The sequence below is a fragment of the Bacillota bacterium genome (assembly GCA_013178305.1).
GTDB lineage: Bacteria > Bacillota > Sulfobacillia > JABLXB01 > JABLXB01 > JABLXB01.
In genome coordinates this window covers 154,278-180,754 of sequence record JABLXB010000001.1, presented here as the reverse complement: position 1 = coordinate 180,754, position 26,477 = coordinate 154,278, and the positions used below count along the sequence as shown (strand labels likewise).

Here is a 26,477-nt window from a genome sequence, read left to right as displayed (position 1 = left end):
TAAGACGTCCTGTGACCGGACACGCTCTATTATCCTCCGTGAGAAGGAGGCGTATTGGCTTTTCTACCGCTTTTCTATCGCTTGGGCGCTTTTCCTTCCGGAGGCGGCGGGGGCCGGGCGGCCGGGTGGGACACCCCGGGTGGCGGCTAAGCGTACGGGGGGATGAACCGGCGTATCTGGGGCAGGACCTCGCGCGTGGCCTGTTCGCCACGTTGTATGAGTTCGGGGATCCGGTGGAAGTCGGTGAGGCCGACGTCGTAAACGTCCGGCCTCACCACGACGTCGGCGTATTTGGCCAGCTTGAGGTCGGTGATCTCCTGGCCCATCATGTCGATCGCCTGGATAACCACCTCGACGGCGTTGTCGATGAGCGCGCCCCGCTGGTTGGCGAACTCCAGGTCTACGGCGATGACGACGTCTGCCCCCCAGGCCTTGAGGGCGTCGGCGGGCACGTTGTTCAGGAGCGCCCCGTCGACCAGGTTCATCCCGGCGTATTTCCGGGGCAGGAAGATGATCGGGATCGCACTGCTTGCCCGCACCGCCAGCGAGAGCGGTTCGTCCTCGGCCATCAGCGCGGACGGGTAGCACCTGCCCAGCGCCTTCGTGGCGGAATTGGATGCGAACACCACCTGGCGGCCAGTGTCGATGTCGACGGCGATAATCGCCAGCGGGATCTCCGTGTCGCGGAACGTCTTCCCGCCGGTCATCTGATGCACCCAATTCTCGAGATGCCTGCCCTTTATCAGGCCCATTGGCGGGTTCGGCATCCAGTCGGTTGGGACCGCCATGTAGTCGAACAGCACCTTCACGGCCATGGCGAGAATTCTTCTGAAGCTGAACGTATAGTCGAAGATATCCTCTGACTTGAGGGAAACGGTCAGGTCCACCAGGTCGGCGGCGCGGTACCCGCAGGCGTACAGCGCGGCGACGATGCTCCCGACGCTCGTCCCCGCGATGTAGTCGATCCGCACGTTTTCCTCTTCAAGCACCTTGAGGACCCCTATATGCGCGGCCCCGCGCATGCCACCCCCACCCAGGGCCAGGCCGACCCTCGGCCGGCCCAGGCGAATCTTAGACGGCATGTGCCGTTCCCTCCAGCCTGTCTACATGCACGGTCGCGGGGCGCGGGCGAAGGACGGGAGAAGCATCAGCCACATCATCTGCCGGACGCGCCCCGGGGCGCCGCCTGCTATTTCTGGCTTGCCGCCTTCGCATCCCTCTGGTCGGCCCCCGGGTCCCCCTGCCCCCTGCGGACTTCACCCCTGTGCTCCAATCTGGCTGGGAGCGCCGGTTCTTCCGCCTTCTGCTCCTGTTTAGGGGCCCCGCCCTTCTCCATCTGGCTTGCCAGCACGTTTACCAGGCTGAGGAGGGTTGCGGGGTTTATCTTCTGGCCCCCCTGACCTCCCTGCCCCGCCTGGCCGGCGAGCAGCCCCGATAGCGCCTGCGCCAGCGACTGGGCGTCAGGCCCCGACTTCTTGACAGCCTCCGAAACCACCGTCTGCTCTTCGGTGGCCTTCTGGACGACCGTCATGATCGTCTGCACGTTTAGAAGGCCCAGCATGCACAGGAACGAAGTCGAATCCATACCCTGCCCCGCGGGCGTTTCCATCAACTTCGAGAGACTCCCGATGAGGGTGCCGTCCCCGTCAGCCACTCTACATACCCCCCGTCCACCCGAATACTGATCCCGGCCCCATGAATCTGCCGACTTCGCGGGCCACCATGTTCTGGGACTTCATTATGGCGTCGTTTACCGCCGCTTTGATGGATTCCTCCAGCCTGCGGGGGTCCTGAGCGAACTCGGGAGTCAGCGATACCGATACAATCTCCTGGTGCCCGTTGATAGTGACCTTGACGGGCCCCGAAGAGGCGTCTATGGTCTTGGCGCGTAACGCCTCCCTGACCCTCTCCATCTCGGCCCGTATCTCCTGGAACTGCTGCATCATATCCGCGAAGCCATCACCCATCCCCCTCTACCTCCCGTAGATCTTATGCCGGGCAAAATCAGGGCGGCACACGCCGTTGGTGTGCCGCCGGGAAGCCGCTGCTGCAGGCCGCAGATAGCCGCCACACGCCAGTCCGGAGAGACCGCCGCGGGCCGTTGGCTTACGGCCTCCTGTCGCCGGTCGCCTGGTCCCAGGCGAGCTCGAGTTCCTCGTACGTGGCCGGCCCGACTATGCCGTCGGGGTCGAGCCCGCGGTCGCGCTGGAACGCCATCACGGCCCCCGCCGTGAGCGGGCCGTAGAATCCGTCCACGTCCCCGCGATAGTATCCGAGGGCTTTGAGCCTCTCCTGGACCAGGCGGACGTCGTCGGCCGGCTCCACGCCGATCCTGAGGATGCGGCCGGTCATGGCCTCGCCCTGTATCTTGACGTTGGTCCCGAGGGGCGCCTGATTGTACACGGTAATGACGTTCTCGTTCAGCATGCGCACGCAGCCGTGGCTGACCGCCCTGCCTATCGACTCGGGGGTGTCCGTGCCATGGATCCCGTACCCACCCCACCGCGTGCTCAGCCGCATCCACCTTGCGCCGAACGCCCCTCCGGGGTTCTCCTGTTTATCAACGATCACCCAGTTGCCAGGCGGAGTCGGAGTGGACGGCTTCCCGATGGCGACGGGGAACGTCTCCAGCAGCACCCCTGCGCGATAAAGGAAAAGCCGGCGCCGCACCAGGTCTATCGAGATGCGCGGTCCGGTGCGCGGTGACTGCCACACATCGATGGCCTCCCCGAGCTGGAGGGCGTTGTACGTGTCCGGCCCCACGATCCCGTCAACGCGCAGGCCGTTCCGTTGCTGGAAACGCCTTACGGCCTCGGCCGTGGCCTCGTCGAATACCCCGTTAATCTCTCCCTCGTATATGCCGAGGGCTTTCAGTCTCCCCTGGGTGAGGCTGACGTCGGGCCCGACCATGGGCGGGTCCATCAACCTGAGGTACCTCGTCGCGAAAACCACCGGACCACCTCCGCCGGCCCGCCTGATGGGCCGGAGCTACGGGGAACTAGAGTACCGGCGCGCACAGGACCATGTCCGTCTCGAGGATCGGGTAGCCGCTCGCCTTTGCGTCTTCCTCGGACCTGACGGTGTTGGGCATGTAGATGGCGGGCGCCTCGAGGAAGCACACCCGGCAGAACTGCGAGTAGCCCGGCTCCCCGGGGAGGCGGCTGACTATGCAGTACTGGCCTTGCACCAGGACGGGCGTCCCCGCGTGGTCGAAACCGGTAATCACGAAGTACAGCGGATTGAGGGCAGCTCCACCTGGATCGACGGCCACTTCCCCCAGGTCGAGGAAATGCACCACGTTGTTGTTGTGCCACGCCGGGGCCACCCGCTGGTTGTGAGGGTTGCTGTATACCAGCATCTTGTTTGCCCTGGTCATGTACGGGTCCGGCCACGCCCCGGCGGGAGAACCCTGTTGTTGAACTCCCGGTCGCGTTTTCAATCGTGACCCCCCTTGCCCCTGGACGGGATCTTCCACACGAGAGAACCGTGATTGGCGCGCACTTCCTGCGCGGGGGTTTCGCCCGCCCCCATCGGGGGAGGAATTGGCGGCTCAAACAAATGCCCTGCCCCGTTCTCGACCGGTCGCTCCGGCGAGGTTGGGGTCGCCGGGGCTGAAGGGGGTGGTGTGGGCGCAGGAGGAGCATGAGGCGCCGGGGCGGAAGTCGCGGGCGCCGGTGGGTCGATCCTGTGCCGAGGGGTGGCAACGGTCACGTTGGCCTGGGTCTTCCTCCAGCCGTAGGGCCAAACCCAGAACTGGTACCCCGCCCAAGGGTCTGGCGCTGCGCTCTTCTGAGTCAGTCCGGTCGGCATGGATATCCTGAACAACGGTGAAGACACACGCAATCCCCTCCTTGCTATTCTTGCGCGGTCATCGTCCGGCCCTAACCTAGGGTCTTACCGCCTTGTTGGCGTCGATGTAACCGCGCCCCTGGACGTTCGCATCGTAACCACGGTTTTCGGCAGACGACATCATCCGCTGTTTCACTTCGTCCGGTGTGAGGCCGGGTTCGTGGTCCAGCATCAACACTGCGACGCCCGCCGCCAGGGATGTGGCCATCGAGGTCCCCGATAGCGCCTGGTAAGTCCTGCTGGAACCGCGGAGCCTGAATCCCGGCGATCCCTTTGGCACCTTGAGCGAGGTGATCCCCACACCGGGGGCGAGAATGTCGGGTTTGGCCAGCCCCTCCGCCGTTGGACCCCTGGCGGAGAAATCGGCGATCGCGTCGTCCTTCCGCTCGACCGTCCTCTTGTCGTCCATAGCCCCGATCGTTATCACCTTGGGGTCGTTTCCGGGGCTCAGGATGGTCTTGTCCGCCGGCCCGTCGTTGCCGGCCGCGACGAGTACCACTATCCCCGCGTCCCACAGCCTCTCGACCGCCTTGCACAGGGGGTCCTCGTGGGGAGGTGAGCCGGCGGGCGACCCCATGGAGAGGTTCACGACCCTGATGTTGTGCCTGCTCCTGTTCTTGAGGCACCAATCCAGACCCTGGATCACAGTGGACGTCTGTCCCTTTCCGTTCTGGTCGAGCACCTTGACTCCGGCTATCCTGGCCTCGGGAGCGATCCCCTTGTATCTGCCGTTCGACGAGTAGCCGTTGCCCGCGATCTCGCCGGCGACGTGAGTCCCGTGACCGTTGTCATCGTAGGGGGACCCTTTCTTGCCGACGAAATCGGCGAACGCCACCAGCCTGTTCTCGGGGCGCGTGAGGTCGGGATGGGGGTGAACCCCCGTATCGACGACGGCCGCGGTGACGCTCTTGCCGGTGGTCCCGCGCTGCTGGATCAGGTGGGCCCGTAGCGCGGGCGTGGCCACGTTGAGGCATGCCTGGACCATCTTGTCGGGATACACCTTGTACACTGAAGGCTTCGCCGCCAGCGATTGTATCTGGTCTGGCGATATGGTACCGGCGATCGCATTGATTATCGCGAGGTCGCACTTGAACTCGAAACCCTCCAGCTTGGCGGGTATGGCGTCAAGGGCGACCGCATCGGACGAAAGCTCGATTATAACGGGCAGGCGCTCACATACCCGCGGAAGTACCGACATGATCTCCGCGGAGATCTTCCCCTCGGGAAGACTACCTTCGGTGAAGCCCATCTATTGCCCAGCCCCTTTCCCCGCGATAGCCGTCAGAAGAACCTGGATTTGGGTGTCCCGTCGGCCGGCGGGTCAGCCGGCCAGCCGCCTGTGGATAGGAGCAACAAAATGAGTATGAGGAACAGGGAAAACGCGTTTTGGGCGACTTCCTGGAGCTTGATGGAGAACCAGACGGGGCTCAGGACCTGAACGTCTTTCCCCTCGCTCTGCATTGCGCTCATGTCGAGGATCGTATCGATCAGCTTCTGTCCGAACGGGCCGCTGAACGGCCTGAGTGCCTTGATAAGGGAAACGTCCCTGGGTTCAAGGGATAGCTCCTTAATGCTCACTGCCTCCCCCACCTCCTATTCGAGCAGCGCGCAGCGTGTGCGTCATCAACATTCTATGGCGCGTCGGCGTCAAGTGTTACCATAAGGCAGCATCCGGCCGCGGCATCGGCGCTGCTCAGAATGGGAATGATCTGGTTGAGAGTGCGATGGATTGGGGGGTCTGAATGAACGGGGCTGCGAAGGTGTCGATCGTGGGCGTTGGGCTGGTAGGTTCAGCCACTGCATTCGCGCTTATGGAGAGCGGGCTGCTGTCGGAAATCTGCCTTATAGACAAGAACGCCGACAGGGCGGAGGGTCAGGCTCTCGACCTCGCGCATGGGGCGTCATTCGTCCGCCCGGTAAGGGTGTACTCGGCTGATATTTCGGGCTGTTCGGGTTCTGACGTCATAGTCGTCACCGCCGGCCGGAACCAGAAACCAGGGGAGACCCGCGTGGACCTGTCGCGCGATAATGCCGCGGTGCTGCGCGAGGTCATGTCGGAGATCGACAGGCATGCGCCCCCCGAGGCGGTGGTGATCGTGGTGACGAACCCGGTGGACGTGTTGACCCACGTTGCCGCCCTGACCACCACGCGCGATCCCTCACGCGTAATGGGTTCGGGCACCGTACTGGACTCTTCCCGGTTCCGCTACCTCCTGAGCGGCCACTGCGGGGTCGACCCGCGCAACGTGCACGCCTACGTAATCGGCGAGCACGGTGACACCGAGGTCCCCGCGTGGAGCCTCACGAACATAGCCGGCGCCCGCCTGGATGAGTTCTGCCCCGCCTGCCCGAGGGGTTGCGACAACGTCGACCGCGAGAACATCGCCAGAAACGTCAGGGAATCGGCTTACCACATTATTGATATGAAAGGCGCCACGTACTGGGCGATCGCCTTCGCCCTGAGGAGGATCATCGAAAGCGTGCTCAGGGACGAGCACTCGGTCCTGACCGTGTCCACGATGCTGACCGGCCAGCACGGGATCTCCGGAGTATGCCTGAGCCTGCCGTCCATCGTGAACAGGACGGGCGTCGCCACCGCGCTCGAACTACCCCTTTCCGCGGGGGAGGTGGAGGGCCTCCGCCGGTCCGCGGAGGCGATGCGGGCCATACAGCGAGACCTGGGGTACTGATACAGGGGACAGTGACACGGAGGGCGATCGATTCGTGCGCCCCGGGACCGCGCTCGCGCCAGGCTGACGGCCGGCAAGATCGTTAGCATTTTCCCACCAGGGGTTCTATAATATAAATGCAAACGATTCGTATCTGCAAATAAGCCCGCGGCGGTGATATCATGGGTGGGACTGAAAGGACCCGCGAACTCGCGGACATGGGCTACAAGCTGACGCGGCAGCGGAGGGCGATCCTCGAGGTGCTGGTGGGGACCTCGAAGCACCTTACCGCGGAGCAGGTGTACCAGCGCGTCCGCAAGAGGTGCGAGGGTACAAACCTGGCCACCGTTTACCGGAACCTCGGCCTGATGGCCGGGGAAGGGCTCATCGGCAAGGTGGAGGTCTGCGGGGAGCCGACGAGGTTCGAGGCCAACGCGTCGCACCACCATCACCTGATCTGCCTCGGCTGCGGCCGGGTGGAGGAGATCGCGGGATGCCCGGTGCACCTCGACGAGCAGGCCCTGGCATCCGTGCGGTTCAGACTGGTGAGCCACCGTTTTGAGGCATTCGGGTATTGTGCAGGCTGCGGAAACGAGGAACTCGTGGAGGAGGACGGGAAGTGAGCCACCTTCATTTCCCCGACGGTTCCATTCCCATGTGGATGGCGTTCGGCGGCTTCCTGCTGCTGGCCGCGGCGCTGTCGGTTTCGCTGTGGTCGTTGAGGAAGCAAGACGTACGCAAGAAGGTCGCGATCATCGGGATCATGGGGGCGTTCATGCTCGTGGCGATGTCCATGCCGCTCGGGCCGCTCCCAGTACACCTCAACCTCGGGGTGCTGGCGGGCGTGATCCTGGGCCCCGCGCTCGCCCTGGTGTGCGCATTCGTGGTCAACCTGCTGCTCGCCCTGATTGGCCACGGCGGGGTCACGGTCATCGGAATCAACTCGCTCGTCCTCGGCGCGGAAGCGGCCGTTGGCTGGGCGGTGTTCTCCCTGCTCCGACGGAGATTGGGCGTGACGCCCTCCGCTGTGGTCGCCACCGTGGTGGCGGTCGCGATATCGGTAAGCCTTGTGTTGGGTGTCGTCTCGGCGGCGGGACTCGACCCGCACGAGCTCGCTCACCGGCACGAAGAAGGGGAAGAGGTCCACGACGCCGCCCACGAGACCGCTGCCGCGGGTCACGAAGGCGAAGAGCACGGGGAAGAGGGATTTCTGAACAGGGTGCGCGAGGGGGCGACGCTCATCCTGCCAGTCGGGCTGGCGGGCGCGGCTCTCGAGTCGGTCGTCGTGGCCGTGACCCTGGCGTTCCTCGTTAAGGTGAGGCCCGACCTGATCGACCGCGGAGCGGGCTGAGTCCCGGAGACTGCCGGAGGGAACCGGCGGTGAGATGACCTGATGGACATAGCGTACCTGGACTACCTGTCATCGAGCGGCAATTCGGTGATCCACAGGGCGTCGACGACCTCGAAGATCGCCATGGCGGCGCTTTGCGTCGCGGCGGCTATCCTCTCGACCGGCGTGAGATCTGCTACCGCTGTATTCGCCGCGGTAGCGGGCCTCGCTGCGGCCGCGGGGATACCGGCGGGGCGGATGGGCCACCTGCTGCTCTACCCGGCTTTCTTCGGATGGGTGTTCTCCACCGGCGACCCCGTGCTGGGAGTCCTCCGGTCTGTTTCCGCAGCCGCGGCGTTGATCGTCCTCCTGGGGACGACCACGTTCGTGAGCCTGCACTCCGTGCTTGAGCGCGTCCTGCCGGGGATCCTGGCGGATTCAGTCTACATGACGTACAGGTCGTTCTTCCTGCTGGCAGGCCGCCTGGCTGCCGTGGGCAGGGTGCTCAGGTTGAAGGGGGCCCGCAGCCCGTCGGCGATAGGGGCGGCGCTGGGCACGGCGCTCATCCGCTCGATAGACCTGAGCGAGAGGACGTACAGGGTACTCGTGCTGCGCGGCTACGCCACGGGCATCAGGAGTTCGAGTGACAGGCGGCGCGGTGACGTCGCCGGCCTCACGCGGTACGACGCGTTGCCCGTGATTGTGGGACTCGCGCTGCTCTGCCTGGCAAGGACGCTGTGAGTGGGCGGGGGCCTGGTAGGTATGGAGCCATTCAGGCGGGAACGGGATGTGCGATGGACGAAATAGTGTCGATACGGTGCCTGACTCACGTCTACCCCGACCGGACCGAGGTCCGGCTGTGCGGGCTGGACTTCGTCGTGCGCAAGAGTGAACGCGTGGTTGTGCTCGGTCCCAACGGGTCGGGTAAGACCACGCTCCTCATGCATATCACCGGCCTGCTGAAGCCGGTCGAGGGTGAGGTGACGGTGCTGGGCGTCAACCCCGCGCGGGATTTCGCCAGGATCCGGAGCCGCATCGGGGTGGTGCTCCAGGACGTCGACGAGCAGATAATCGGGCCGACGGTCTGGGACGACGTCGCGTTCGGCCCGCGCAACCAGGGAGTTCCTGTGTCCGAGGTAAGAGGTATGGTGGACTCCATCACCGATGCGGTGGGCATCGGACACCTGAGCAAGAAGGTCCCCCACTACCTCAGCGGCGGTGAGAAGAAAAAGGTCGCTCTCGCGGGGGCCATGGTGCTGAAGCCGGACATTCTCGTACTGGACGAGCCCTTCGATGGGCTCGACTCCCGCTCACGCCGGGATATCCTGGCGCTGTTGCACTCGTTCAACTCCAGGCTGGGGACTACAGTGATCATGACTACTCACGACGTGGACAGTGTCCCACTGCTCGCGGACACCATCTACGTTATCGCCGGCGGCAGGATAGCGGCCCGCGGCACGCCCCGCGAGATATTCTCGAGGCCGGACGTCCTGACCGAGGCCAACCTTCAACTGCCGGTGCTGGTGGACCTGTTCAGCCGGCTGCAGGCCGCCGGGGTGGATATCGGCGTACCCCTCACTGTGGGTGAGGCAAAGGACGCTCTGCTGAAAGCCATCGCCGGTGGGCAGGTCCCGCACGGGGAGTAACAGCAGACCGAACTCGCGGGTCGGCCAACCACATTTGACGGCAAGTCACCCCTTTGCCTGAAGGATCTTCCCCAATGGTTGCTGAATTCTGTGTTGGATCTAGACTGCGCCACGCGCGGCTGCGTTTGAGAGCGCCACCCAACCGGCGGTCTTGTGCAGCCCCACTGAACGCGATAGCCGGAGCTTCTGGACGCGGCCATGAGTGTATGTCAGGCTGATGGGGAGGGGACGTCCGTGGGTTTGAACCTCAGGAGATTCGAGTCGTACGCCAGGCAGGCCCGGGAGATCCTCAGCAGAGAGCCGCTGCGGCTCGCTGTCGCCGGTGCCGAGGATGACGACACCATCCTCGCCGTGAGGGTGTGCCGCGAGGAGTTCGGCGTTGAAGCCACACTGTTCGGGCAGGTCGCGAAGATCGAAAATCTCGCTGTCGAGGGCGGGTTGAGCCTGCGCGGCATGGAGGTCGTGGATGCCCCGACGCCCGCGGCGGCGGCCCAGATGGCGACCTCGCTGGTGTCGAGCGGGAAGGCGCACATCCTCATGAAGGGCCAGGTCAAGACCGCCGACTTCATGAAAGCCGTGCTTCACCCCGAGACAGGCCTTCGGACGGGGCGGATCTTGAGCCACGTGGCAGCCATGGACGTGCCGGAGTTCGACCGGATGGTGTTCGTGACCGACGCGGGCATCAACGTTTCGCCCGACCTCAAGACGAAGGTGGAGATCGTGCAGAACGCCATTGACATGGCGAGGGGTCTGGGCTATCAGAAGCCCAGGGCTGCCATTCTCGCGGCGGTCGAGGTCGTCAACCCCGAGATGCAGGCGACCACGGATGCGGCGGCTATCGCCAAAATGGCGGACAGGGGGCAGATCAAGGGGGCCTTCGTGGATGGGCCGCTGGCCCTCGACGTTGCGGTGAGCGCGGAGGCCGCCGCGCAGAAAGGCGTCACCGGTGAGGTGGCGGGGCGCGCGGACGTGCTGGTCGCGCCGGACCTTGAATCAGGGAACATACTCGGCAAGAGCATGCTTTATTTCGGCCGCGCGATCATGGCGGGCATCGTCGTGGGGGCGCGGAAGCCGGTCGTGATGAACTCGAGGGCGGACACGCCCGAGAACAAGGCCGCGTCGCTCGCGCTGGCCGTCATCCTCTCGTCCGGAAGTAAACAGTAGCCCCGCGGGGGGTGGAGCAGGAAGGAGGAGCTTTCTTGGCCAGGGTTGAGATTGCAGTAGAGACGTGTAAGGGATGCGAGTTGTGCGTTGTCGCTTGCCCCAGGAAGTGCCTGGGCAAGTCGCGTGCCGCGAACGGCAAGGGATACTACCCTGCGGCCGTAGCGGAACCGGATAAGTGCACGGGTTGCGCCATGTGCGCGCTCGTATGCCCCGACGTCGCGATATCGGTCTGGCGCTAGCGCCGCCGGCGTTAAGGAGGATAGGCTGTGGAAAACCAGTATTTCATGAAGGGCAACGAGGCCATAGCCGAGGCTGCCATCAGGGCCGGGTGCAGGCTGTTCTTCGGGTATCCCATTACGCCGTCGAGCGAGCTGGCCGAGTACCTCGCGCGGCGCATGCCTGAGGTCGGGGGGACGTTCCTGCAGGCTGAGAGCGAAGTCGCGGCCATCAACATGGTCTACGGCGCGGCAGGGTCCGGAGCCCGCGTGATGACCGCGTCGTCGGGCCCCGGGATAAGCCTCAAGCAGGAAGGGCTGTCGTATATCACGGGGGCTGAACTCCCCTGCGTCGTCGTCAACATCCAGCGCGCCGGCCCGGGTCTCGGGGGACTCGGCCCCAGCCAGGGTGATTACTTCCAGGCGACGAAGGGCGGCGGCCACGGGGATTACCATCCCATAGTGCTCGGCCCCGCATCGGTTCAGGAGGCGGCCGACCTCATGATGGAGGCGTTTGACCTCGCCGACAGGTGGCGGCTCCCCGTAATACTGCTGGGCGACGGGATCATCGGCCAGACGATGGAGCGAGTGGTTTTCAAGGAGCCCTCACCTGTGAGGACAGAAAAGCCCTGGGCGACAACCGGGACCGGCAGGCGTGGTCCGGGTGCGAAGCGGAACATCGTGCAGTGCTGGGGCCTTACTCCAGAGCTGCTCGAGCCGATATGCCTGCGAGAGCAGGCGAAGTACGAGAAGATAACGGCCGAAGAGCAGCGCTGGGATACCTTCCAGATTGAAGACGCGGAGGCCCTGGTGGTGGCGTTCGGCACGTCGGCCAGGATATGCCGCGAAGCGGTAATGCAGCTGAGAGCCGCAGGGCTCAAGGTGGGGCTGCTGAGGCCCATCACGTTGTGGCCGTTCCCCGGCAAGGCATTCCAATCACTGCCCACGAGCGTGAGGGGGGTCCTCGCGGTGGAACTCAGCATGGGGCAAATGGTCGAGGACGTCAGGCTCGCGGTCAACGGGCGACTACCGGTACGCTTCTTCGGGCGGGTAGGCGGGTTCACCCCGTCCCCCGAGGACGTGGCTGAGAGGGTAGTTGCGCTGCTCGACGAGATACCGGCGAAGAAGGCGCAGGGGGTGACGGCGTGATGTCTGAGAAGCAGGTATTCTCTCGGACAAAGGGGCTTACCGGCGTCCCGTTCCACTACTGCCCGGGCTGCGGGCACGGCGTGATCCACCGCCTCGTTGCGGAAAGCCTCGAGGAACTTGGTGTGCTGGGCGACACCATCGGCGTGGCCCCGGTGGGCTGCGCGGTGCTGATAAGCAGCTACATGAACTGCGACATGCAGAGCGCGGCGCACGGCCGCGCATGCGCGGTGGCGACCGGAGTCAAGCGGGCGTTGCCGGACCGCGTCGTGTTCACCTACCAGGGTGACGGGGACCTGGCCGCGATCGGCATCGCTGAGGTCATGCATGCGGCCGCGCGCGGCGAGAAGATCACCGTCATCTTCGTCAACAACGCCATTTACGGGATGACCGGCGGACAGATGGCTCCAACCACATTGCCCGGCCAGAAAACGACCACGTCCCCGTACGGCCGCGACGTGTCGAGCGCGGGGTTCCCCATCGACATGCCTCAGGTCCTGGCGACGCTCAAGGGTGCGGCGTACGTCGCGTCGGTTTCCGTGGACACCCCGAAGAACATCATCCAGGCCAAGAAGGCGATCAAGAAGGCGTTCGAGGTGCAGATGAAGAGGCAGGGCTTCGCGTTTGTGAGCGTACTGTCGCCGTGCCCGACGAACTGGGGCATGGGTCCGCTGGACGCCGTCAAGTGGCTGCAGGATAACATGCTTCCTCTTTACACCATGGGCGAACTGAAGACGCCGGAGGAGGCGGTCGCCAGTGCTTGAGAAATTCGTTTTCGCGGGATTCGGCGGGCAGGGCGTGATGTTCATGGGCAAGATCATGGCCTACGCGGGCATGCTCGAGGGCAAGGAATCCACCTGGCTCCCATCCTACGGACCCGAGATGCGGGGCGGCACGGCCAATTGCTCGGTCGTGGTGTCGACGTCCGGGATAGGCTCGCCGATCGTGAACCGGCCCAACCTGGCGGTCGTGATGAACGCCCCGTCGCTGGATAAGTTCGTGGGGGCAGTCGTTCCAGGCGGCTACCTGCTGGTCAACTCGTCCCTGGTGGGCAAGGCCGTCGACCGCGAGGACATCAAGGTCGTTCGCGTGCCGGTCAATGACATCGCAGCGTCGCTCGGCGACCCGCGGGTCGCCAACGTCGTCATGGTTGGTGTCGCGGCGGCGCTCACGTCCGTGGTCGACAGGGGGGCGCTCTATAAGGCGCTCGAGGAGAACTCGCCGAATGAGCGCGCGCTGGAGATGAACAGGAAGGCGCTTGACGCCGGATATGAATTCGCCGGCCGGGAGGCACGCACGATGGCGTAGGCGCACAGTGCGTCGTGCAGGGGTCGCGTAAGATAGGAACCGGGCGCTGCTCAATTGCCGCCCGGTTTCCCTCTTCGTGACGGGCTGTCATCCTTATCCTCATCCTCGTGCGGTTCTTCTTCCTCGTTCTCGTCGTATTCCCAGGACGGGGCCTCCGGGTTCGTGCTTTTGCCGTCTTCCTGTTGTGGCCCTGCCGGAGACTGTCCCGCTGGAGGTTGCCCCGGAGGCAGCTGCTCTGGCGCGTGCGGAGTCGGCGCTGGCGTTGATGGCGCTACGGGTGTCCCTGTCCCCGAATCGGTATTGCCAGCGGCGGGGCTACGATTGGCGTCGCCCGCCTCAGGTTGAGAGCCGGGCTTCACCCCGGTCCTGACCGTGCCGCTGCTGCCGCTGGGCCTCTTGGGCGAACGTCGCGGGACCGTCGGGTCGTTCTTCCCGGCGCGATCGCGACCGTGAATCGGCTCCGTGGTGGCGCCCGGCTCCCCGACGCTGTTCGCGGGAGACACCGGAGGAGTCCCTGCACCACCTGTGGTCTCCTCACGGCTCCTGTGATGTCCTATGAATTCGTTAGCATCAAAGAGCCTCCCGGTTCCCACTTTCCGAATAATCTCCTTAGGTGGTCTGCTCCAGTCCGCCACGGTGGAGCCCAGACCTTGAGCCTGGACCTCCTTCTTCAACAGGTGGGCGTTCACCGTGAGATTCTCCTTCCGGGCCGCATCTCGCGTTTCAAGGCTGGCCCTTCTTACCTTGAGATACGCTGACACGTCGCGCTTTTCCAAGACTGTCGCTACCTGCTCTCGCAGACTTTCCTCCATTGCCTGTGAATGGCGTTCCCGGGCCAGCAGCGCGACTTGAATAACGTTGTCTTCTTCACGTGACAGGAACCCGTGCTCAATAGCGGCTTCAACGATGGAGGCAAGCGCTTCCCCTGCCGGACGGCTGATCATGCCCGTCCCATTGAGCGAGACCTGGTTGAGAAGCAGCGAACCCTCGTGGTTAAACGCCCGGGTGGTCACAACCCTCTCCCAGCGGTTGAGCCCTAGCTCGACGCTTGGGTTAATGTCGAGAGCGATATAGGCAACAGGTTGTCGCTGAAGCGCAACCGCCGCAGTTCCCAGAGCAATCACCAGTAGGACGGAGGCTGCGATGGCGATGCGAACCAGGGACGGATAAGTCGCAGGTAGCCAGACGATGTCACCGGGACGCGGTGCGACGCCACGGACTCTGAGTCGCAAGTAGCGGCAATCCCTGGACACAACGTAATACTCGCTACCCTGAACCTTGATGACCAGCCCTTTACCCGGTCCAATGTCGTCGTAGCGCACCGCTGCCACCTCTTCAGTCCAGCGCCTCGTAGACACGCTGCCCCCTCACTTCCTAATACGAAGGGACCGCAACGTATTGGTGGGTACCCCCCAATTCAACGCCTACAATCCGTATTTATTTATCAAAAGACCGGTGAGCGATTTCAGCCGGCTGGCGGAATGGCTCAAGCATCTCGGTTTCTGGCAGGAAGGCGTAGTCAGTCTTCACAAGGAGGCAACGAAAATGAAGAAGGCGATTGTACTTGTGCTCGTAGGCGTGCTCTTGCTGGCGTCGATGGCTGGATCGTACGGGTTATGCTCGGCGGAGGCGCTGGGCAAACCTCAGGCCGCCCATGATGAGGACGACGATGCCGCCCATGATGAGGACGACGATGCCGCCCATGATGAGGACGACGATGCCGCCCATGATGAGGACGACGGTGCCGCCCATGATGAGGACGACGGTGAGGTCGACGAGGAAGCTGAGGAAGCAGCGGAAAAGGCGCGTGAGCGCGAGAAGGAATGGGCCACGCTCCAGGAGAACGTCCGCGAACGGTTGAGGGCGATCGAGGCCCTGGCGAAGGCGGGCAATCTGGATGAGGCCATTGCAGATGCCGAGAAGTATGCAAAGGAGAACCCCGGCCTGGAGGAAGCCAAGGAACTGCTGGAGGATCTGAAGGAGGGAAAGGAAGAGGAACAAGAGCAGGCGCAAGTGGAGGGAATGCTTAAAACCGCAGTAGCCAATCGACTGGCTGCGATGGAACAGCTGCGGGCGTACCTCAAGGAGCACGCGGACAGCGAAGAGGCGCTGAAGGCCCTGGCCACACTCCATGAGGAAAACGGGGACGATGACGAGGCAGTAGAGGCTCTGGAGAAGGCGGTTGCCTTTGAACCTAAGAACCACAACCTGTACAGGAACATGCAAAGGTTGTATGCGAAGATGGGCGAGAAATCCCTGAAAGTGTTCGTGAACGGGAAGAGGCCGGCTTTCGACCAGCCGCCCGTCATCAAGGATGGTAGGACGCTTGTCCCGGTGAGGGCAGTCAGCGAGGCGCTGGGGGCGACCGTGGAGTGGCAGGCGCAGACCCGCGAGGTAATCATATCGAAAGGTGACACGGTGATCCGGCTGCAACTGGAGTCCAGGACGGCCCTTGTGAACGGGAAGACTCTGGAACTGGACGTACCAGCCGAGTCGTTGAACGGCCGGACTGTAGTCCCGCTGAGGTTCGTTGGAGAGGCGCTGAAGTATCAAATCAGTTATGACGGGGCGTCAGGGATGGTCATGGTTGGCGAAGGGCAGTAGCGCAGAATTGGGGGCAACATGAAGAGGGCGGCGGCTGTGAAGACGCCGCCCTCTTCATGCACGCCCGGGCTTTGGCGGTTTCAGAACGACCCACCTGCGCCTGCGACGGCTACCCAAATATGAACTCCCGTGTGCCTTCGAGCTCGTCTTCGGTGAGGATGACGATGAGAGAGATTAGATACTTGCGCCAGGTTTCGAGCACCTTCCGGCTGCAACCCGTTATCATCTGGATCTCCTTCAGTGGAAGTTGCCCTGTTGTGCGCAGTCGCTGCACGATTTCCGGACACCTGTAGGCCGCCAGCGCTACCTGCATCAGCGTCTGTCGGGTCGGCCGGTGACTGGGAGAGTTTCTTACAAGATCGTTCAGGGTTATCCCGAACTCCGCCATGCGCTGCTCGAAACACGACATCTCGTACGCCCGCTCGAGTCTTTCCTCATCATCCGGGGCGGTCCGGGCGGCAACCCGCATGTCGTCTTCCAGCGGCCCTTCGACGTCCAGCGCGGCCGATTTCCTGAACTGGTCGATCAGGCGCCGACGTATGAGCACCTTCGCGTAGCTCAGGAAACCCACTCCGGCGCGCGGGTCGTACGAGTCTATCGCGTCGTTCAGGGCGATCAGGCCCACGCTGAGTTCGTCATCGTTCTCCCAATTTAACGGGCGATGCGACACAAACGACGCGTATCTCCTTACGAACTCCCGGTGGGATTCCAGGAAGGAGTCCCGCAGGCGCCTGTCTTCCTTTATTCTCGAGATGTCGGTGCCCAGGCCAGCTTCCACACCCACCCCTCACCTATCAATACGATGGGGCCCGCGCGCTTCGGTGGGTACCCCCCAAAATATCATCGGTTCCGCGTATGAGATGAGTGAGACCGCCGGGATCAAGAACGAGGAGGTATGGGACTATGAAGAGGACGACTGGCTTTGCGGTGCTGGCGGTGATACTCGTCACCGTGTTGGTTGCGGGGTCGGCTGCAGCTGCGGCCCCGCAGACCAACTCCTCCGATGCGGAGCAGGACAGGACGCAGGAGAGGGACCGGGAAAAGGCAAGGGATCGTGCTCAGGTGAAGGAGATGATCAAAGCGGCCGTGAACCGCGCCGCAGCCCTGGAGGGGCTAAAGAAGTACCTCTCCGAGCACCCGGACAGCGTTCACGCGCTGAAAGAACTTGCCCGGATGCACGAGGACGCCGGGGATACCGCCCAAACCCTCGAGGCGCTGCAAAAGGCGATCGAGATCGATCCGCGGAACCGTAACCTGTATACGAACATGTACAGGGTCTACACGCAGAAAGGTGACCGGTCGCTCAAAGTGTTCGTCAACGGGAAGAAGCCCTCGTTCGACGTGCCGCCCGTCATCAAGGACGGCAGGACGCTGGTCCCCGTCCGTGCCCTCGTCGAAGCGCTGGGCGCGACGGTCGAGTGGCAGGCCGAGACCCGCACGGTAGTCATCTCCAAGGGTGACACGGTAGTCAGGTTGCAGCTCGAAACGAGGACCGCGCTGGTGAATGAGCAGCCGGTCGAGCTGGACGTCCCCCCGAAGTCGATCAACGGCAGGACGGTCATCCCCCTCAGGTTCATCGCTCAGGCGCTCGGCTGCGAAGTCGATTTCGACAATGACTCGGGTACTGTGGTAGTGGGGGACCAGCCGCTCGAGGAGTACCCTGATGACCCCGCGCAGGACCAGGAGGAACCTCCGGCTCAGGCGCCAAGTGGATCAGGTACAACCTAGGGGGTTCGTCCACCGGAAACTGAAGCGGGGCTCATGGTCCAGGAGGGGGCGGGATAGCCGAGCCGCCCTCTTCTTTTCGTGCCACTGAGGTCGCCGGCCGTCGTCAATGCTCGAATGGATTCTCATACCTGACCCCCTCGATCTCGTCCTGCGACGGCACATCTTCCGTAACAATGGTTTCAATCTGGTTGAGCCGGGCCGTGGCCCACACCTGAGCGTCCCAGTAGCTAAGACCATAAGACGCCACTCCTCTAAGGGCCTCGCGCACAATTGGCCCGGTGATGGCTACGACGGGGAAGTCGGCCGCGTAGCGCAGGACAGACCGGGTAGCCTCGGACGCCGTGAGCGGGTGACGAATACGCCGTGTGGCCGCCACGAAGAACTCGGCAAGAACCTGCGAACTGAGTATCAACAAGCCGGTCCGGGCGAGGTTGTTAATCACGTCACTCGCCACGAGGCTCCTCTCCATCTCCGATCGGTCGTACGCGTATACCAGGATGTTTGAGTCAATCAGTGCGGGGCCTGTCATAGAGTTCCTCCCTCTTCCAGGTGCGGCCTCCGGGAACTGGGCCCTTCGCTTGAAGTGACTTGATGAAGGCCATCTCGTCTTCCCAGTTGGAGAGCCCTTGCTTCCGGGGAATGGAGGAGTCCAGGTATCTCGACAGTGCCTCCCTGACGATTTCTCCCTCACTCACCCCGGTCTCGCTCGACTTTGACTTCAGCTTCGACTCGTGTTCCGAGGTGATGTATAGTTGTTTCCTCACCATCCGCTCCAAGAGCCCACCTCCTACATCTAAGTATACATCGCACATCGGCGTCCGCAACCATTTCCGTTCGACAAGCGGTGCGGTGGGCTGTCTGATGGATTTGACTCCGGAGCTCCGGTGGAGTAAGATGTAAGCGAAATACCTATGGGGGGTATACTAACAGGGGCCTGGCGCAATCGCAGATGCAGTCGCGTAGCGGGCCGGTCGCAAACATTCGGGGGTGTTCCGTATGGAACGCACACACGCAACAACCGGCGGAGACGAAGTGGTCCGTGACGGCGAGGCCGGCGTGGCGAAGGTGCGCACGGAACGGCTGAACATCCTGCTAGGCGGGATGTCCTGCGCTTCCTGCGCAGCGAGGATCGAAAAGGAGCTCAACAGGCAGCCCGGCGTGATCGGGGCGGTGGTCAACCTCGCTACAGAGCGGGCTTCGGTAGACGTCTTGCCAGGCACGCCGCTGGAGCCACTGCTCGAGTCGGTGCGCAAGCTCGGCTACAGGGCGCAGGACGCGGACCGGCCCTCGGGAGAGGCCGGCGCCGCGGCGCGCGGGGAGACAGGAGAGCCGTCGAGGAGCCCCGCCGACGCCGAGCGGGCCGAGCGCGAGCGAGAGATCAGAATCCAGACTGCGACATTCGCTTTTTCGGCCGCTCTCACGGTCCCCTTGATTCTTCCGATGTTCGGCCACCTGTTGGGCGTCCACGTATTCCGTTTCCTGGAGGACGCCAGGCTGCAGTTCGCCTTCGGTACCCTCGTGCAGGGCATCGTGGGCTGGCAGTTCTACAGGCGGGGATGGCTCAGCCTGATTCACGGGGCCGCCAACATGGACGTGCTCGTGGCAGTGGGCACGTCGGCCGCCTACTTCTACAGCGTGGCCACCACGTTCTTCATCGAAGGCCACATGTACTACGAGGCGTCCGCAACGATACTCACGCTGGTCGTGCTGGGCAAGCTTCTGGAGGCGATCGCCAAGGGCCGCACCTCGGAGGCGATAAAGAAGCTCATGGGCCTGCAGCCACGCCGCGCGACGGTGATCAGGGGCGGCCAGGAGGTGCAGGTCCCGGTCGAGGAGGTGCGCCCGGGCGACCACGTCCTTGTGAGGCCGGGAGAGAGGATACCTGTCGACGGGGTAGTGGTGAGCGGCCATTCCGCGGTTGACGAGAGCATGCTCACCGGCGAGAGCATACCCGTCGAGAAGTCACCGGGGAGCGAGGTAATCGGGGGTACTATCAACAAGCACGGCTCGTTTACGTTCGAAGCGCAAAAGGTCGGCCGCGACACGGCGCTCGCCAGGATCATCGCCCTCGTCGAGGAGGCGCAGGGGTCGAAAGCCCCCATCCAGCGCATCGCCGATACCGTGGCGGCGTACTTCGTTCCGGCGGTCCTGGGCGTTGCCGCGGTGACGTTTGTCGCGTGGTTCATCGTGACGGGGGACGTCACGAGGTCTCTGCTGTCGATGACCGCGGTGCTCGTGATCGCGTGCCCGTGCGCGCTGGGTCTCGCCACTCCGACCGCGATAATGGTGGGCACAGGGCGCGGCGCGGAGATGGGTATCCTCATCAGGGGAGGAGAGCACCTGGAGCGCGCCCACAAGGTGACGGTCGTGGTGCTGGACAAGACCGGCACTCTGACACGCGGGCAGCCTTCCGTCACGGACGTCGTCACGCTCGAACCGCTGGACCGCTCCACACTGCTCGAACTTACCGCCTCCGCGGAGCGGGGGTCCGAGCACCCGCTCGGGGTAGCCATCGTGGAATACGCCCGTTCACAGGGTATCGAGGTTCGAGAACCTGTGGACTTCGTGGCCATACCCGGCCAGGGCGTCAGGGCGACGGTCTCGTCAAACGCCACCGCGCGGCAGGTGCTGGCGGGTAATCGCGCGCTCATGCGCGATGCGGGGATAGGCATGGAACCGCTCGAGCCCCACGTGATCGCGCTCGAGGAGCAGGGCAAGACCGCGATCGTCCTCGCGATGGACGGGGCGCCGGCCGGAGTCGTGGCCGTGGCCGACACGCTGAAGGACGAAGCCCGCGCCGCGGTGGATGAACTCCGTTCGATGGGCGTCAAGGTGATGATGCTTACGGGGGACAACCGCCGCACCGCGCGCGCCATAGCGGCACAGGCCGGGATCGATGAGGTCATCGCGGAGGTGCTCCCCGGGGACAAGGCGGGTAAGGTCGAGGAGCTCAAGCGCCGCGGCGAGATCGTGGCCATGGTGGGGGACGGCATAAACGACGCCCCCGCGCTGGCCACCGCGGATATAGGCATCGCGATCGGGACGGGGATGGACGTCGCCATGGAGGCTGCCGGGATCACCCTGATAAGCGGGGACCTGAGGGGCGTTGTCCGCGCCATCCGGCTGTCCAGGGCGACGATGAGGACGATCAAGCAGAACCTTTTCTGGGCGTTCGTATACAATACCGTCGGAATACCCGTGGCCGCGCTGGGCAAGCTGAGCCCGATAATCGCGGGTGCGGCCATGGCGGCGAGTTCCGTGTCGGTGGTGACCAACTCCCTGCGCCTCAGGCGATACAACCCCTCGGGCACGCTCCGGCGGCCGTCCCGCTGAAACGGAGGATAAGCCAGGGATGATCTCCAACAGGGCCGTTCTCGTGACCCTCGGCTCCATTGCGGGGGCGTTGCTGGGCAGGTTTACCATCCGCTTCTTCGGTTTTCCAGGGCTCACCGTGCTGGGCTGCATGGCCGGTGCGATAACCGGTTACCTTCTCTCGACGAGGTACATAAGGCAGAGGTGAGCGGGCGGCCTGCAGTGGGCGACGGCAGGCGCAATTATCGGGAAGCAATTCCGCTCAGTGGGATATGCATGAAGGTATGGAAACCACTTATGGCGAAACTCCCCAACGCTGCGCATTAGCATGGGTTTCATCTCCAGTCACGGCCCATGCATATATATGCGATGTTGAGGAGGTCGCTGCATGTCACACGGTAAGACGGTCGTAGTAGCGCTCGGTGGTAACGCAATACTCCAGCCTGGCCAGAAGGGGACGTACGCAGAGCAGCTCGAGAACGTGAGGAAGACCTGCGAGCAGGTAGCGGCCATGATGAAGGACGGCTGCCGCGTGGTCATAACTCACGGGAACGGCCCCCAGGTCGGCAACATACTCATCCAAAATGAGGCTGGGTCCGGGCAGGTGCCCGCCATGCCACTCGACGTGTGCGGCGCCGAAAGCCAGGGTCTCATCGGTTACATGATCCAGCAGTCCATGACCAACATACTCCGCGGAGAGGGCGTCAACGTGCCCGTGGTGACGGTTGTCACCCAGATGGTCGTCAGCCGGTCCGACCCCGCGTTCGCCAAACCCACAAAGCCCGTGGGGCCTTTCTATACCGAGGAGAGGGCCCGCGCTGCAATGAGGGAGAAGGGCGAGACCTGGATCGAGGACGCGGGTCGCGGGTGGCGGAAGGTTGTGCCGTCTCCGGACCCCATAAGGATAGTCGAGAGGGACGTTATCCTGTCGCTCGTGAACTCGGGCGCGGTGGTCATCGCCAACGGAGGCGGCGGGATCCCCGTCGTGGATGAGGGTGGTCGCCTGGTGGGCGTGGAGGCCGTGATCGACAAGGACCTCGGCGGGCAGAGACTGGCCGCGGACATAGGGGCGGACGTGTTCCTGATACTGACCGACGTGCCCAAGGTCGCCCTGAACTTCCGAAAGCCCGACCAGGCAAACCTGGACCTCGTCACCCTCGACGAAGTGGTCCGCTACCAGCAAGAGGGTCATTTCAAGGCTGGGAGCATGGGACCGAAGGTGGAGGCGTGCAGGAGGTTCGTCGCCGGCGGCGGCAGCATCGCCATCATCTCGTCCCTGGACACGGCGGTCGAAGCGCTGAAGGGGAAGGCGGGGACGCGCGTAGTCACGGGCGCCTGAGATCCATCGGCTGGCCTCGTAAAATCGCACAGGGCCAACGCGGAATACAGCCCGGTTCAATCGGCCGGGCTGTTCTGTTTGTGGTTCCCCAGGGCGGGCCGCGGAGGGGGCCGCGCGCGCTTGACGCGCTGCAAGGCCAGTGCTATCCTGCGAGTTGTCGATCGGGGGGCTACCTCCGGTCGCCGGCCATGGCCTTGACGTGGTCGCATCACTCTTCCATGCAGCGATGCAAGGAAATGTTTGTTTATACGGCGAATAGGCGAGAGTCAGTACTGTATTTACGCGCCGGCAGACGCTCTTGCGACCGCCGCGCAAACTCTATAAGGAGGCTGAGCGCTTGAGCAACCAGGCGCCCCCTCAGGGAATACCTGTAGGGGTATCCAACAGGCATATTCACCTCAGCCAGCACGATCTTTGCACGCTCTTCGGCGAGGGCCACGAGCTAACGAAGTTTCGCGACCTGGGCCAGCCCGGCCAGTATGCCTGTGCTGAAACCGTAACGATTGCCGGTCCTAAGGGTTCCTTCGAAGGCGTCAGGGTTATGGGCCCGGTCAGAGACAAGACTCAAATCGAGGTCTCGAGGTCCGACGCCTTCAAGCTCGGTGTGGAGGCGCCCTTGCGGGAATCGGGCAGTATTCACGGTTCCGCGGGCCTCGTTGTGAAAGGCCCGAAAGGGGAGATCAGGCTCAAGGAAGGGTGCATACTGGCCATGCGCCACATCCACATGAGCCCAGCCGAGGCTGCAAGGTTCGGGTGCAAGGATGGGGACGTGGTCAGTATTCGAGTCGACAAGGGTGATCGGAAGACAACCTTCGACGACGTGCTGGTTCGCGTCAGCCCCAAGTACGCCCTCGAGTGTCACATCGACACGGATGAGGCAAACGCAGCCCTCCTGTCCACGGGTGATACGGTCGTCCTGGTAATGGGATGCAAGTGACCCGGGACCAGACAAACCCACAACACATCCGGAGTATGGAGGTATGGACATGAACGTGCTTGTGCTGAACTGCGGGAGCTCGAGCGTCAAGTACCAGTTGTTGGACATGACGAATGAGTCTGTTCTCTGCAAGGGGCAGATCGAACGCGTGGGTATGGACGACGGGATCCTGTCACACCAGACTCAGAGGGGCGTGAAGAAGCGCGACGTGCTGCCGGTCAAGAACCACTCGGTCGCCATCAAGATCATCCTCGACACTATGCAGGACCCCGAGGTGGGGGCCGTCAGGAGCCTTTCCGAGATACACGCCGTGGGCCACCGCGTTGTCCATGGCGCCGAGGAGTTTGCGGGTTCAATGCTGATTACTCCAGCGGTCAAGAAAGCCCTCGAGAAGAACATACCTCTTGCGCCGTTGCACAATCCGCCCAACCTTCTCGGAATCGAGGCGGCCGAGCATCTGTTGCCCGGTGTGCCGCAGTGCGGGGTTTTCGACACGGCGTTCCACACCACCATGCCGCCGCACGCCTTTCTGTACCCCATACCTTATTCAATGTACACGGAGCACAGGATCAGGCGCTACGGCTTCCACGGGACATCGCACAAGTACGTTTCCGAACGCGCCGCGGCAATCGCCGGCAGGAAACCGGCGGATCTCAAGACCATAACCGCGCACCTCGGCAATGGGTGCAGTATCACCGCCGTCGACGGCGGCAAGTCCGTCGACACGAGCATGGGCTATACGCCGCTCGAGGGCCTGGTGATGGGGACCAGGTGCGGTGACATCGACCCCGCACTGACTTATCACATGGTCGTGGACCTGAAGATGTCGGTCAAGGAAGTGAACGACCTCCTCAACAAGCGGAGCGGCATGAAGGGCCTTTCGGCGATATCCCACGACATGCGCGACATCGAGTTGGCGATGCTCGAGGGGAACGAGAACGGGAAACGGGCGTTCGACATCTTCTGCTACAGGCTGCGCAAATACGTCGGCGCCTACGCAGCCGCGATGGACGGGCTCGACGTGCTCGTGTTCACCGGCGGGATCGGCGAGAATTCGACGCTGGTGCGCTGGCACGTATGCTCCAAGCTGAGCGTCCTTGGGATCAAGGTCGACAAGGCGCTGAACGAAAGCCCCGCCAGGGAAAAGGAGATCTCTACGCCGGATTCTCGCGTGAAGGTGCTCGTCGTGCCCACGAACGAGGAACTCGCGATTGCGCGGGACACGATGCAGATCGTCAAGTCCCTCGAGAAGAACTAGAGTACCCCCACAGTCCGGCATGCGCCGACAACCGCCAGTTTCAGAACACAGCCGCCCCGCTTGATTGACGGGGCGGTTTACCATGTGACCCATACTCATCATGAGCATAGTGATTGCTAGAAGGATAGCAGGGTCTCACCAGTGAAGCACAAATCACCCACTTCAGCCGGGAGAGGTTATTATGCTCAACGATGTTGTCATTCGATTTCTCTACTCAGCGATAGCCAAGGATGTTGTGGAAAGGGCCATTGATACAGGAAGACGCGTATTGACAGACTGTTTTGGTCTATCCTGCCTCATGACCATGTGTGGGAAAGACTCTTGCCTTCTACTCCTGGACCGCAGTTTCACGATCCTTGCCGTACATGCTAAAGATAAACCGCAGTTGAAGGAATTGGTAGGGAAATGCTTCGACATATCGTATAAGCCGAAGATTGATTCCGATACAGTCGCGAAATTCGTCAGGGATTTAAATGAGCCTGGGAAGGTCATCTTGTACTTTTATCATAAATCGGGGGAAGAAGAGGGTTTAGATTACTATTTGTGCTTCGCAACAGACAAAGAAGAGGACGACATCCCAAAATTCCTGGTGAACACCGCTAAGAACATCAATGACATTGCAGCAGTGGTTAACAAGTACAACGCCGAAAAGAAATATGAGCTCCTTGTGCGCTTCCTTGATCATATTGAAGATGGAATCTCCGCGTGCGATAAAGACGGCAGATTCGTTTACGTTAACAAAATGTGCTGCGAGATGACAAAAACGCCACGGGAAGAATTCATAGGCAGAAGCATTGACGAATTCGTCACGAATTCCTTCTTGCTCAAAATCCTGAATAAGAAAACGAGCATCGTGGATTATGAGTATTTTTTGAAGTTCAAAGGCAATGCGATGCATCTGTATAACTCCGGTTACCCCGTCTTTGATGACTCGGGGAACATCATTGGCGCCATTGATATATTCAGAAGCATGAAACGTTCCCGGAAATTGGCCAACACCATTGCAGGGTATGAAGCGACGTTCAGATTTGACGACATAATCGGCGAAAGCCCGGCAATAAAAGAGAGGATATCCCTGGCAAAAACCTTTTCGCAGAGTACAGCGAACATATTAATACAGGGCGAGAGTGGAACCGGTAAAGAGCTCTTTGCCCAGGCCATCCACAATTACAGCGCCCGGAAGTCGGAGCCCTTTGTTGCCGTCAACTGTGCCAACTTCCCCAACGAACTGATCGATAGTGAGCTGTTTGGCTACGAGGAGGGGGCATTCACCGGCGCCAGAAAAGGTGGCAAACCAGGAAAGTTCGAGCTCGCCAACGGTGGGACCCTGTTTCTCGATGAAGTAAGCGAAATGCCGATCCACTTGCAGGCCAAACTCTTAAGGGTTCTCGAAACCACGAGCATTACCAGAATCGGTGGAAGTAAACCCTTCTTCGTTAATGTCAGGGTAATCGCGGCAACCAACCGGGACCTTGAAGAGATGGTCAGGGACGGGAAGTTCCGGGCCGACCTGTACTTCAGACTTAAGGTACTTTATATTAGCATACCTCCTCTGAGAGAGAGGAGAGAGGATATCCAGGTTCTGGCCGATTCCTTCTTGAAGAAACTGGGCAAAGCGATCAACAAGGAGGTAGAGGGAATAGACCCCAAAGCCAGGAGGGTGTTGTCGCTCCACAGCTGGCCGGGTAATGCCAGGGAGATGGAGAACACGCTATCCAGGGCTCTCTGCGTCTGTAAAGGGAAGTACATCACCGAGGACGATTTGCTTGTGTCAGGACTGCATCCTGCGGGACGTAAATTCATCAGCCAAAAGGAGCAAATGGATACCAATAGGAAAGCGGTCATGGAGACGCTGAAACTGACAGGGGGCAATAAGAGGAGAGCCGCGAATCTGTTGGGAGTGTCGCGCCAGACCATCTATAGGCTGCTGGAAGACTGAATTACGCCTGGTGAATCACGCCCTATGTAACAC

General features: G+C 62.4%; 29 protein-coding genes. 18 read left to right on the top strand and 11 right to left on the bottom strand.

Annotated elements, in window-relative coordinates; all coding sequences use genetic code 11:
• Positions 1-146: 146 nt before the first annotated feature.
• The 7 genes from HPY55_00930 to HPY55_00900 all read right to left on the bottom strand — a co-directional run bounded on the left by HPY55_00930 (position 147) and on the right by HPY55_00900 (position 5,427).
• Positions 147-1,082 (bottom strand): patatin-like phospholipase family protein, encoded by a 936-nt coding sequence (locus HPY55_00930; GenBank protein NPV69194.1) that lies wholly within the window; start codon positions 1,080-1,082, stop codon positions 147-149.
• A gap of 107 nt (positions 1,083-1,189) precedes the next feature.
• A complete protein-coding gene (locus HPY55_00925; GenBank protein ID NPV69193.1) occupies positions 1,190-1,654 on the bottom strand; it encodes a hypothetical protein in 465 nt (154 codons plus the stop codon).
• A 1-nt stretch (position 1,655) separates the two neighbouring features.
• Positions 1,656-1,967, bottom strand: a complete 312-nt coding sequence (locus HPY55_00920) for a YbaB/EbfC family nucleoid-associated protein (GenBank protein ID NPV69192.1) — start codon at positions 1,965-1,967, stop codon at positions 1,656-1,658.
• 139 nt (positions 1,968-2,106) lie between these two features.
• Complete coding sequence (locus tag HPY55_00915; GenBank protein NPV69191.1) at positions 2,107-2,952, bottom strand: L,D-transpeptidase family protein; 846 nt, start codon at positions 2,950-2,952, stop codon at positions 2,107-2,109.
• Between the two features lie 46 nt (positions 2,953-2,998).
• A complete protein-coding gene (locus HPY55_00910) occupies positions 2,999-3,439 on the bottom strand; it encodes a hypothetical protein (GenBank protein NPV69190.1) in 441 nt (146 codons plus the stop codon).
• Positions 3,440-3,886: 447 nt separating this feature from the next.
• Positions 3,887-5,098 (bottom strand): S8 family serine peptidase, encoded by a 1,212-nt coding sequence (locus tag HPY55_00905; GenBank protein NPV69189.1) that lies wholly within the window; start codon positions 5,096-5,098, stop codon positions 3,887-3,889.
• Positions 5,099-5,130: 32 nt separating this feature from the next.
• Positions 5,131-5,427, bottom strand: coding sequence for a hypothetical protein (locus HPY55_00900; GenBank protein ID NPV69188.1), 297 nt, complete (start codon positions 5,425-5,427; stop codon positions 5,131-5,133).
• Between the two features lie 164 nt (positions 5,428-5,591).
• Here HPY55_00900 and HPY55_00895 point away from each other — a divergent pair, with 164 nt between their 5' ends.
• The 10 genes from HPY55_00895 (at position 5,592) to HPY55_00850 (ending at position 13,327) form a co-directional block, all read left to right on the top strand.
• Positions 5,592-6,539 (top strand): L-lactate dehydrogenase, encoded by a 948-nt coding sequence (locus HPY55_00895; GenBank protein NPV69187.1) that lies wholly within the window; start codon positions 5,592-5,594, stop codon positions 6,537-6,539.
• Between the two features lie 161 nt (positions 6,540-6,700).
• On the top strand, positions 6,701-7,141 hold the full coding sequence (locus HPY55_00890; protein NPV69186.1) for a transcriptional repressor: 441 nt from the start codon (positions 6,701-6,703) through the stop codon (positions 7,139-7,141).
• A complete protein-coding gene (locus tag HPY55_00885) occupies positions 7,138-7,869 on the top strand; it encodes an energy-coupling factor ABC transporter permease (GenBank protein NPV69185.1) in 732 nt (243 codons plus the stop codon). Before HPY55_00890 ends, HPY55_00885 begins: the two co-directional genes overlap by 4 nt.
• Positions 7,870-7,911: 42 nt before the next feature.
• Positions 7,912-8,589: a hypothetical protein gene (locus HPY55_00880; GenBank protein NPV69184.1), complete on the top strand. Its 678-nt coding sequence runs from the start codon at positions 7,912-7,914 to the stop codon at positions 8,587-8,589.
• Between the two features lie 53 nt (positions 8,590-8,642).
• Positions 8,643-9,494 (top strand): ATP-binding cassette domain-containing protein, encoded by an 852-nt coding sequence (locus HPY55_00875; GenBank protein NPV69183.1) that lies wholly within the window; start codon positions 8,643-8,645, stop codon positions 9,492-9,494.
• Between the two features lie 198 nt (positions 9,495-9,692).
• Positions 9,693-10,658 carry a bifunctional enoyl-CoA hydratase/phosphate acetyltransferase gene (locus HPY55_00870; protein NPV69182.1) on the top strand — a complete coding sequence of 322 codons (966 nt, stop codon included), beginning with the start codon at positions 9,693-9,695 and terminating at the stop codon, positions 10,656-10,658.
• 35 nt (positions 10,659-10,693) lie between these two features.
• A complete protein-coding gene (locus tag HPY55_00865) occupies positions 10,694-10,897 on the top strand; it encodes a 4Fe-4S binding protein (protein ID NPV69181.1) in 204 nt (67 codons plus the stop codon).
• 45 nt (positions 10,898-10,942) lie between these two features.
• A complete protein-coding gene (gene vorB, locus HPY55_00860) occupies positions 10,943-12,022 on the top strand; it encodes a 3-methyl-2-oxobutanoate dehydrogenase subunit VorB (protein ID NPV69180.1) in 1,080 nt (359 codons plus the stop codon).
• Entirely contained in the window at positions 12,022-12,783 is a 762-nt protein-coding gene (locus tag HPY55_00855; GenBank protein NPV69179.1) for a 2-oxoglutarate oxidoreductase, read from the top strand. The genes vorB and HPY55_00855 overlap by 1 nt, the downstream gene beginning before the upstream one ends.
• A complete protein-coding gene (locus tag HPY55_00850) occupies positions 12,776-13,327 on the top strand; it encodes a 2-oxoacid:acceptor oxidoreductase family protein (GenBank protein ID NPV69178.1) in 552 nt (183 codons plus the stop codon). The genes HPY55_00855 and HPY55_00850 overlap by 8 nt, the downstream gene beginning before the upstream one ends.
• Positions 13,328-13,377: 50 nt before the next feature.
• On the opposite strand, the gene HPY55_00845 is transcribed toward HPY55_00850, so the two are convergent.
• Positions 13,378-14,685, bottom strand: a complete 1,308-nt coding sequence (locus tag HPY55_00845; GenBank protein ID NPV69177.1) for a hypothetical protein — start codon at positions 14,683-14,685, stop codon at positions 13,378-13,380.
• 187 nt (positions 14,686-14,872) lie between these two features.
• Here HPY55_00845 and HPY55_00840 point away from each other — a divergent pair, with 187 nt between their 5' ends.
• Complete coding sequence (locus tag HPY55_00840) at positions 14,873-15,931, top strand: tetratricopeptide repeat protein (protein ID NPV69176.1); 1,059 nt, start codon at positions 14,873-14,875, stop codon at positions 15,929-15,931.
• 109 nt (positions 15,932-16,040) lie between these two features.
• Here HPY55_00840 and HPY55_00835 read toward each other — a convergent pair whose 3' ends face one another.
• Positions 16,041-16,709 carry a sigma-70 family RNA polymerase sigma factor gene (locus tag HPY55_00835; protein NPV69175.1) on the bottom strand — a complete coding sequence of 223 codons (669 nt, stop codon included), beginning with the start codon at positions 16,707-16,709 and terminating at the stop codon, positions 16,041-16,043.
• 125 nt (positions 16,710-16,834) lie between these two features.
• Here HPY55_00835 and HPY55_00830 point away from each other — a divergent pair, with 125 nt between their 5' ends.
• Positions 16,835-17,659, top strand: coding sequence for a hypothetical protein (locus HPY55_00830; protein NPV69174.1), 825 nt, complete (start codon positions 16,835-16,837; stop codon positions 17,657-17,659).
• 103 nt (positions 17,660-17,762) lie between these two features.
• Here HPY55_00830 and HPY55_00825 read toward each other — a convergent pair whose 3' ends face one another.
• Together HPY55_00825 and HPY55_00820 are read right to left on the bottom strand one after the other, a co-directional pair.
• Positions 17,763-18,188 (bottom strand): PIN domain-containing protein, encoded by a 426-nt coding sequence (locus tag HPY55_00825; protein ID NPV69173.1) that lies wholly within the window; start codon positions 18,186-18,188, stop codon positions 17,763-17,765.
• The gene (locus HPY55_00820) at positions 18,166-18,435 is read right to left on the bottom strand and encodes a hypothetical protein (protein ID NPV69172.1); all 270 of its coding nucleotides are present in this window, start codon (positions 18,433-18,435) and stop codon (positions 18,166-18,168) included. Before HPY55_00820 ends, HPY55_00825 begins: the two co-directional genes overlap by 23 nt.
• A gap of 220 nt (positions 18,436-18,655) precedes the next feature.
• Here HPY55_00820 and HPY55_00815 point away from each other — a divergent pair, with 220 nt between their 5' ends.
• The 6 genes from HPY55_00815 to HPY55_00790 all read left to right on the top strand — a co-directional run bounded on the left by HPY55_00815 (position 18,656) and on the right by HPY55_00790 (position 26,444).
• On the top strand, positions 18,656-20,992 hold the full coding sequence (locus HPY55_00815; GenBank protein ID NPV69171.1) for a copper-translocating P-type ATPase: 2,337 nt from the start codon (positions 18,656-18,658) through the stop codon (positions 20,990-20,992).
• Between the two features lie 19 nt (positions 20,993-21,011).
• On the top strand, positions 21,012-21,179 hold the full coding sequence (locus tag HPY55_00810; protein ID NPV69170.1) for a hypothetical protein: 168 nt from the start codon (positions 21,012-21,014) through the stop codon (positions 21,177-21,179).
• 180 nt (positions 21,180-21,359) lie between these two features.
• A complete protein-coding gene (arcC, locus tag HPY55_00805) occupies positions 21,360-22,310 on the top strand; it encodes a carbamate kinase (protein ID NPV69169.1) in 951 nt (316 codons plus the stop codon).
• A 337-nt stretch (positions 22,311-22,647) separates the two neighbouring features.
• Positions 22,648-23,247 (top strand): phosphate propanoyltransferase, encoded by a 600-nt coding sequence (locus HPY55_00800; GenBank protein NPV69168.1) that lies wholly within the window; start codon positions 22,648-22,650, stop codon positions 23,245-23,247.
• 49 nt (positions 23,248-23,296) lie between these two features.
• Positions 23,297-24,505, top strand: coding sequence for an acetate kinase (locus HPY55_00795; GenBank protein NPV69167.1), 1,209 nt, complete (start codon positions 23,297-23,299; stop codon positions 24,503-24,505).
• A 181-nt stretch (positions 24,506-24,686) separates the two neighbouring features.
• Positions 24,687-26,444: a sigma 54-interacting transcriptional regulator gene (locus HPY55_00790; protein NPV69166.1), complete on the top strand. Its 1,758-nt coding sequence runs from the start codon at positions 24,687-24,689 to the stop codon at positions 26,442-26,444.
• The last annotated feature ends 33 nt before the right edge of the window (positions 26,445-26,477 follow it).

Coding starts and splice junctions, on each gene's coding strand:
- HPY55_00930 (NPV69194.1), bottom strand. CDS start 1,082: ATGCCGTCTAAGATTCGCCTGGGCCGGCCGAGGGTCGGCCTGGCCCTG.
- HPY55_00795 (NPV69167.1), top strand. CDS start 23,297: ATGAACGTGCTTGTGCTGAACTGCGGGAGCTCGAGCGTCAAGTACCAG.
- HPY55_00920 (NPV69192.1), bottom strand. CDS start 1,967: ATGGGTGATGGCTTCGCGGATATGATGCAGCAGTTCCAGGAGATACGG.
- vorB (NPV69180.1), top strand. CDS start 10,943: ATGAAGGGCAACGAGGCCATAGCCGAGGCTGCCATCAGGGCCGGGTGC.
- HPY55_00870 (NPV69182.1), top strand. CDS start 9,693: ATGAGTGTATGTCAGGCTGATGGGGAGGGGACGTCCGTGGGTTTGAAC.
- HPY55_00830 (NPV69174.1), top strand. CDS start 16,835: ATGAAGAGGACGACTGGCTTTGCGGTGCTGGCGGTGATACTCGTCACC.
- HPY55_00825 (NPV69173.1), bottom strand. CDS start 18,188: ATGACAGGCCCCGCACTGATTGACTCAAACATCCTGGTATACGCGTAC.
- HPY55_00895 (NPV69187.1), top strand. CDS start 5,592: ATGAACGGGGCTGCGAAGGTGTCGATCGTGGGCGTTGGGCTGGTAGGT.
- HPY55_00875 (NPV69183.1), top strand. CDS start 8,643: ATGGACGAAATAGTGTCGATACGGTGCCTGACTCACGTCTACCCCGAC.
- HPY55_00905 (NPV69189.1), bottom strand. CDS start 5,098: ATGGGCTTCACCGAAGGTAGTCTTCCCGAGGGGAAGATCTCCGCGGAG.
- HPY55_00815 (NPV69171.1), top strand. CDS start 18,656: ATGGAACGCACACACGCAACAACCGGCGGAGACGAAGTGGTCCGTGAC.
- HPY55_00810 (NPV69170.1), top strand. CDS start 21,012: ATGATCTCCAACAGGGCCGTTCTCGTGACCCTCGGCTCCATTGCGGGG.
- arcC (NPV69169.1), top strand. CDS start 21,360: ATGTCACACGGTAAGACGGTCGTAGTAGCGCTCGGTGGTAACGCAATA.
- HPY55_00855 (NPV69179.1), top strand. CDS start 12,022: ATGTCTGAGAAGCAGGTATTCTCTCGGACAAAGGGGCTTACCGGCGTC.
- HPY55_00890 (NPV69186.1), top strand. CDS start 6,701: ATGGGTGGGACTGAAAGGACCCGCGAACTCGCGGACATGGGCTACAAG.
- HPY55_00880 (NPV69184.1), top strand. CDS start 7,912: ATGGACATAGCGTACCTGGACTACCTGTCATCGAGCGGCAATTCGGTG.
- HPY55_00790 (NPV69166.1), top strand. CDS start 24,687: ATGCTCAACGATGTTGTCATTCGATTTCTCTACTCAGCGATAGCCAAG.
- HPY55_00840 (NPV69176.1), top strand. CDS start 14,873: ATGAAGAAGGCGATTGTACTTGTGCTCGTAGGCGTGCTCTTGCTGGCG.